Genomic DNA, 7,255 nt, shown 5'->3' on the forward strand with positions numbered 1-7,255 from the left:
CATCTTCACCGCTTCGCTTCTGGGCAAGGAGGAGATCTGGTCTGTCAAAACCGAGGATGGCGATCCCGACCTGACCCAGTTGACCCATTCCGGGCAGGGTAAGAGCCACCTTAAGGTTTCAGATGATTCGAAGTCCGTCTACTACCTAGAGGGTGGCAAGCTCAAAAAACTCGACCTCGGCAAGAAAAAATCTGAGACACTCGGGTTTTCAGCCGAGATGAAACTCGTAATCGACCAGGAAAACCGCCAGAAGTACGAAGAAGCGTGGAGCATGCTAAACCAGTATTTCTATGATCCTGAGCATCATGGAATCGACTGGGAAGCCGCCCGTGAAAAGTATATACCGTTGATCGGAGCCCTTGAAACTGAGGATGAATTCATCCAGGTAGTCTCGGAGCTTATGGGGGAACTGCGCGCTTCCCATCTCAGGATTTACCCCAATTACAAATCTCCCGACAAGCAGGTTCAATGCGCTCATTACGGTTTCTTTTTCGATAGCGATGCCTATCGTGATCAGGGTATCTACCGAATCAGGCTGATTTTGCCGAATTCTCCGGCCGAAACCGCTGAAAATCCGCTTCGTGAGGGGGATCGGATTATTGCCGTCAATGGCATTACCCTGGGTCGTGCCAGTAATTACTTCGAACTCATCGCCGGACAAGAGGGCAAAAAGACGGCTTTCGAGGTGATCGGTGCGGATGGTAAAAAGCGCACTGCCGAAATCAAGGGAGCCGGATTCGGACTTATTCGAGACCTTGGCTACCAGTGGTGGATCGACACCCGCAGGCAGATCGTAGACTCCCTCTCGGACGGGAAACTGGCCTATGTTCACCTGGATGCGATGGGTAGCGGTAACCTGCGCGATTTCAAGCAGGAACTGGTCAATCTGGCGGAGAAAAAAGACGGGCTGGTGATCGATGTACGCTACAACCGGGGCGGTTCGATCGCGGTCTTTCTGCTGGAGATTTTAACCAACAGGACATATATTTACCGCAATTTCGTTGGTGGTCCGCTGGTTTCCGAGAACAAACATCGCTCCAAAGCGCTCGAAAAACCCTCGATACTGATTATCAACGAAGCTTCCTTTTCCAATGCTGAGATTTTCGCATCAGGTTACCGCCAGCTCGGGCTGGGCAAAATCGTCGGTATGCCGACTTCCGGTGGCGTGATTGGAACATCGTCATTCAACCTGATCGATGGTACCCGGATCAGGCGGCCGTCGTGGGGCTGTTATACAGCTGATATGGAAAATCTGGAGAATATTCCACGCTACCCGGATATCACTGTCGATTTCGATGTCGCCGATGAGGTTTTCGATAATGATCCACAGTTGACACGGGCGGTCAATGAACTGCTGAACCAGTTATGATCAGTAGAGTGGTTGCTGAAAATTGATGTTAACGTAAGACAGCCGGGTTTTCAGCCCGCTTGAATACTCGACAATTCTCAGCCTTTTTCGAGAAAACCGGGCACCTCGCCAAGCGGGAACTTAATATCATTCTGGGATGGCGATCTGGTCATCATCTCACCCTGGTCGGTCGTTACCCATTCCTGCATCTGCTGATAGGTATTGAGCACTGTGCCGATCTCCTTGAGCAGATCAACGCTGTCGGAAACCGAAGGTCCCCGGTTGAGCGAACGTCTCCAGCTCCCGACCTTGCCGGTCGCCAGGTAAGTCGCCAGGATAGCCCATGTCTTCTGGTTAGTAATCAGTGGTACGGCAATATACACCATGCCCGAAGGCGAAGTTTCGGTGTAGGTACGGCCATACGAGCGCGCCATACTGCAGACATCCTTGAGCGTAGTCGCAAGATACAGTTCGGTTTTACGATATTTCTCGGAATCGGTGAGCTGGCCGAAATGAGCCAGACCCTTTTTTTCCGGTTCGTAGAAATAAATCCCCCAGGGCATTTCTGAGGCGTAACGATCGAGTATAGCTTTGATAACATCAGACATGGTATTCATTTCAAATTCCTGAGCTGTCATTTGAATTCCCCAAGTTGTGTTATTAGATATGTCGACTGCTCCGGGAGGGTATTGAGCCTCGCGCGGAAGGTTGTTCTGAATTTGGGCAGACGGTGTAGTGCGATAGTTACATTTTGGAAGGTCGTTCGATTTTGGAGCATTTATCACGGTCATCCCCGCCTCGAATCAAACAGAAGAGATCCATAATTTTAAGCGGCTCCCCGATCCTGAAACCCTGCCCGTAGCGCGCTCCCACCAGGGCACCGAAAGCCCTGGCGCGGGTCTCTAGCGACCAGATATAATCCCGCTTTTTATCCGGGTTCAGAAACTGAGTCTTGTGCGCCTTGAGAGCATCCATCCAGCGCTCATACTGATCGGTTATATCGACCACAAAAGTTGGGGCGACCTCGGGAGGTAAAAAATAGTGAAAGAGGGCTTTGACATGATGAGTTTCACCTTCGATCTTGAGCTTTTTGAAGGTGGCATAGTATATTGAGTTAGTTACGATCTGTCCGGCCGCCAGGTGATCGGGATGGGATTGTCTTTTCCCATGGCCACCGCTCATCCAGGGCGCCAGCACGATATCCGGACGGTAACGCCTCAGCATCTCCGCCAGCCGGTAACGATACTCCGGCAGATCGCGTAACTGTGTATCGCCCCAGTTGAGCGTCTCGAGCAGATCGGCGCCCATGATATCGGCGGCCTCCTGAGCCTCACGGGCGCGGATTTCCGGTGATCCACCGGTGCCCATCTCGCCCTGAGTAAGATAGATTATACCGGTTCGGTAACCCATCTGCCGAAGCTTTATCAGCACCCCGCCGGTACCGACCTCGACATCATCCGGATGAGCCCCGATCGAGATTATGTCGTATTTGTCTGAAGCCATGGCATAAAAAAAGATGCTGTCCGGAAAATCCGGACAGCATCTGTATAATCATTCAATTAATTGTCTTCCAGTTGTTCGCTGAGTTGCTCCGAATGGAATTTGAGTATGTGAATCAAGCGGTCATAGATGAAATGCTTGTTAGAGGCCGGATAGCCGTCATAACCGGAATAGGTGGCAGAAGAGTATTCTATCCCCAGGTTGTCCATCAGCGCCATCACCGCCTGTGCCTGTTCGTTGAAGTAGAACTGCTCGGTGTCGCTGTATTCCATGTATACCGCAATCGAATCGAAATGCCCGGAGGCATCCGGAAGAATATTATCGAGATCATTCTTCAGCCACAGGCTGTCCCACACTTCAGCGTACATATTGCCGTTGTAATCGAAGGGCAGATCGAAACCGAAAAACGGCAGATATGAAGTCGAATCAGCGTAGCGGGCATGATTCGTATCCGTCGGATGCGGGCTGAACGCCTGCGCCATGGAGAAGAACAGACAGGTGTAAGGCATATTGTTCCTCCACCCGAATGTCGTATCAAAAGCCTCATTGAAATTGCTGACCGGCGTGGTCAGTTCCTGTTCCTCGAGCACCTTGCTGACCAGGTCCTGCATTCCGCGCATAGAGGAACCATCGCCTTCAAACATTCCGGCACAGTTCGATGTCGAAACCGAACTGTACTGGTCCGGGTATTTGGATATAATCTTGAGGGCGCCGTAGCCACCCATCCCGAAACCACCGATCGCCCGTGAACTGCGCTTGCTCAGAACATTGAGCTGGGGCACATCTTCCTCGACATGAGAGATCAGCTCCTGCGCCACCATATCCTCGAAATGTCCGAAGAAATCGTTGTTGGTGTACCACGAACCGCCGTAGGGCGTTGATGCATCCACCGTGACGATATAGAATTCCTTGATTTCGCCTTCGTAGATCAGGCTGTCGGCAAGGCGTTGAACCATATAGTTGAAATAGTAGTTTTCATCGCCCATGAAATCGTGAAGCAGGTACAGGATCGGGTATGGCTTATTAGCTTGAAACGAGAAATTGGGCGGTGTATAGATTTTGGAAAAGAAACTGGTATTAGGGCCATAATAGAAGAATTCCCAGCCGGCATAGTCGGAAATCGCCTCGTAGGCCCTGAAATAGGTCAGGACACCGTCGGAACGTTTACCGGAATAGGCGTCTCCGCCACGCTCGTTGATGTCCGGAAAAGCGGCCGGGTTATCGCGTTCGCCGCAACTGACGAGCATCAAACCCACAGCCAGCATCACGGCCAGATATATAAACAAGATTTTCTTCATTGCCATACCTCCTAAAACTTCACTACGACTGACAGCGATGCCAGCAGGCTGAATTCGCTGTGAGTTCCGGCCAGATTGTCGAACACACCATCGGAGTCCAGATCTTCGAGAGATTCGATTTCAGTCTCGGATTTGAAGATGAATCCCAGCCCGCCGACAAACGAAACCCGGTCGCTGACAACAAGGCTTCCGCCACCGGTGAACCTGTGCTGGTCACCCGGGTTGCCATAATCGACAGTCGCGTTTTCATTCGGAATCGGAGACTGGTCGTAGCAGTAACCGCCCCGCAGGGTGACCTTGTCGTTGAGAATCCCTTCCACGCCAAGCGAGAGTTTGAAGGCATCATCCCAGCGATTCACGATCCTGGCCGGCACCAGCATTTCGTTAAGTATGGAATACTGGGTCATTCCGGTAGTGTTGGATGTATCGAATACCATATCTTCATATTCTGACCACAGGGTGTAACTGAAATCTGCCGCCACAAGCACCTTGTCCGAGGCCTGATAGGACAGCCCGAATCCGAATTCAGACGGCACAGTCCACTCTGTTTCGATATCCGCCACCGACTGATATGTTGTCGAATCTGAGAAGATCAGCTCAGCCAGCGAACCGGTGTCGGCATAGTTGAACAAATGTCGATTATAGGGCGAATAGAACTTGGTAATCGATTCACCGTCGAGATCGATCGTGGTCTTGGTTTGATAGGAAGCGCCCAGGCTGAATTTATCGTTGAGGTTTAAAAGCACACCCAGGTTCGCACCGAAGCCCCATCCGGAGGCATCCACTTCAGATAGCTGAACAAAATTTTCATAGGGTCGCGAGCTGAACGGTTCGGCCAGATCATTGGGCACCAGGTTGAGCTGATCATGGAAGAACGTTCCTTTGCGAATCGAAATTCCAAGTCCGACAGAAAGCTTTTCTTCCATCAGCTGCATCGCGAATGTCGGATGGAAATCGATCACGTCGAGGTTCATCCGATGAGACCATTCCCCCGGAAACATTACCATTGGCTCCTCCACCGGGTCGTAGAGCGTATCATCGACCAGCGGATTATAAGCCGGGCTGATATGGAACAGCTTCCATTCGGTCTGGTAATCGAAGGGTTGAAAAACAGCCAGGCCGAAAGTCATGTTCTCGTAAAACGGCAGTACCAGGATACCGGAAGCATAGGGCGTATACACCAGCTTGTCGTTGGGCACTCTTTCCTCGCCGTCGTAGTAGCCCAGATGATAACCGTTTTGGGTAACATCCGGCGTAAAGGTGGGACGGTTGGAATAAATGTCCGCGCCAAATGTAACCTGGTTTTCGAAGACATTGACCAGCCCCGCTGGATTGTAATAAGCGGCGCTCCAGTCATCGGCGACAGCCCGAAAGGCACCGCCCATGATCAGTGCTCGGGCGCCGACTCCGCTGACAGCGTATCCGCTTCCCAGAACCTGACCGGACAATGCCAGAATCAGGAGCAAAACAGTGAATGTTTTTAATTTTCGCATGGTCCTTACCATCTCCAGTTATAATGTAATATTTTCTTCCCCGAAATAGCGTCCATCGCTTACCTAAGTCGTTGCAAAACCCATCTTTTGCAATAAAAAATTAAAATTCAAAACTACATTCAAAGCCCTTCTTTGTCAACACCTTTTTTGGTTCACAGACGGCCTTATTTCTTGCCCCAAGTGGTGTAGACGGATATATTGCCGGAATGTCCAAAATCGGTCTGAAAATAATTTTCAGGCTTTAAAAAATGATTTACGAACCAATTGCGCTTATTTTCATTTAACTGTATTACAATCAGCGCAAAGGTGAGCAAAAGCAACATACAGGATTATAAATGGCGGAAAATAAAATTACTATCCAGGGTGCGCGCCAGCACAACCTCAAAAATATAGATTTAACCATCCCGCGCGACAAGTTCGTTGTCATCACCGGATTATCCGGATCAGGCAAGTCTTCGCTGGCTTTCGACACGATCTATGCCGAAGGCCAGAGACGCTATGTCGAGTCGCTATCGGCCTATGCCCGCCAGTTTCTGGGTATGATGGACAAGCCGGATTGCGATTTCATCGACGGTCTCTCGCCGGCGATCTCGATCGAACAGCGTACCTCCGCAAAAAATCCCCGTTCAACTGTCGGTACGGTGACCGAGATTTACGACTACCTGAGGCTGTTGTTTGCCCGTATAGGAAATCCACATTGCTTTAACTGCGGTAAACCGATCTCTCAGCAGACTTCCTCGCAGATGGTCGATCAGTTGATGCAGTTGCCGGAAAAGAGCCGGCTTCAGATCCTGGCTCCGCTTGTGCGCGGCCGCAAGGGTGAACATAAAGATATCCTCGAAAATGCTCGCAAAGAGGGTTTTGTGCGGATTCGGATCGACGGCGAGGTTTACTCCACCGACGAGATGCCGGATCTTAACAAAAAGCAGAAACACTCGATCGAAATAATCGTCGACCGGCTGGTGATATCCTCGAAAGTCAGGAGGCGTCTGGCTGATTCGACTGAGACGGCTCTGAAGATCGGCGGGGGGGTGATGATAGCCGACCTGGTGGGCGGTGAGGAGATGCTGTTCTCCGAGAACTACGCCTGTATTGACTGCGGTATTTCCTATGAGGAACTGACCCCGCGCATGTTTTCGTTCAACTCGCCTTACGGTGCCTGTCCGGCCTGCGATGGTCTGGGGCACAAGATGGAGATCGACGAGAGCCTGATTGTACCGGACAAATCGCTTTCGATTCACGAGGGCGCGATTGCACCCTGGGGCGCGGATATCGCCAACTGGTATCGCTTCCAGGTGCGCGGTGTAGCCCGTCATTACGGAGTAAAACTCTCAACTCCGTTCGAGAAACTGCCCAAAAAAGTGCGCGAGGTTATACTCCATGGTTCCGGAGAGACCGAGATCAGCTTTGCCTACGAACATGCCTCCGGGCGGGGCAATGCCCGGGGTGAGTATACCGCCAGTTTCGAGGGTGTGATCCCGAACCTGGAACGACGTTACAAACAGACCGAATCGTCGGGTATCCGCAACTGGATCGAACAATTCATGTCGGTTTCGGACTGTCCGTTGTGTGGCGGTGCTCGTCTCAAGCGTGAATCACTGGCGGTGCTGACAGGC

Annotated in this window: 6 protein-coding genes; 2 read left to right on the forward strand and 4 right to left on the reverse strand. The window is 51.3% G+C overall.

Annotation, left to right across the window (positions count from 1 at the left end):
* On the forward strand, nucleotides 1-1,369 hold a 1,369-nt coding region (locus GF404_07070), incomplete at its 5' end, for a hypothetical protein (GenBank protein MBD3381941.1).
* A 77-nt stretch (nucleotides 1,370-1,446) separates the two neighbouring features.
* Here GF404_07070 and GF404_07075 read toward each other — a convergent pair.
* The 4 genes from GF404_07075 to GF404_07090 all read right to left on the reverse strand — a co-directional run bounded on the left by GF404_07075 (nucleotide 1,447) and on the right by GF404_07090 (nucleotide 5,651).
* A complete protein-coding gene (locus GF404_07075; protein ID MBD3381942.1) occupies nucleotides 1,447-1,965 on the reverse strand; it encodes a hypothetical protein in 519 nt (172 codons plus the stop codon).
* 127 nt (nucleotides 1,966-2,092) lie between these two features.
* Entirely contained in the window at nucleotides 2,093-2,851 is a 759-nt protein-coding gene (gene bshB1 / locus GF404_07080; protein MBD3381943.1) for a bacillithiol biosynthesis deacetylase BshB1, read from the reverse strand.
* A gap of 56 nt (nucleotides 2,852-2,907) precedes the next feature.
* The gene (locus GF404_07085) at nucleotides 2,908-4,152 is read right to left on the reverse strand and encodes a hypothetical protein (GenBank protein MBD3381944.1); all 1,245 of its coding nucleotides are present in this window, start codon (nucleotides 4,150-4,152) and stop codon (nucleotides 2,908-2,910) included.
* A 5-nt stretch (nucleotides 4,153-4,157) separates the two neighbouring features.
* Entirely contained in the window at nucleotides 4,158-5,651 is a 1,494-nt protein-coding gene (locus GF404_07090) for a hypothetical protein (protein ID MBD3381945.1), read from the reverse strand.
* Between the two features lie 323 nt (nucleotides 5,652-5,974).
* On the opposite strand from GF404_07090, the gene GF404_07095 reads away from it, so the two are divergent.
* A partial coding sequence (locus GF404_07095) for an excinuclease ABC subunit UvrA (protein MBD3381946.1) occupies nucleotides 5,975-7,255 on the forward strand: 1,281 nt, incomplete at its 3' end.

Source organism: Candidatus Zixiibacteriota bacterium (assembly GCA_014728145.1).
In the GTDB taxonomy this organism is placed as follows: Bacteria; Zixibacteria; MSB-5A5; order JAABVY01; family JAABVY01; genus WJMC01.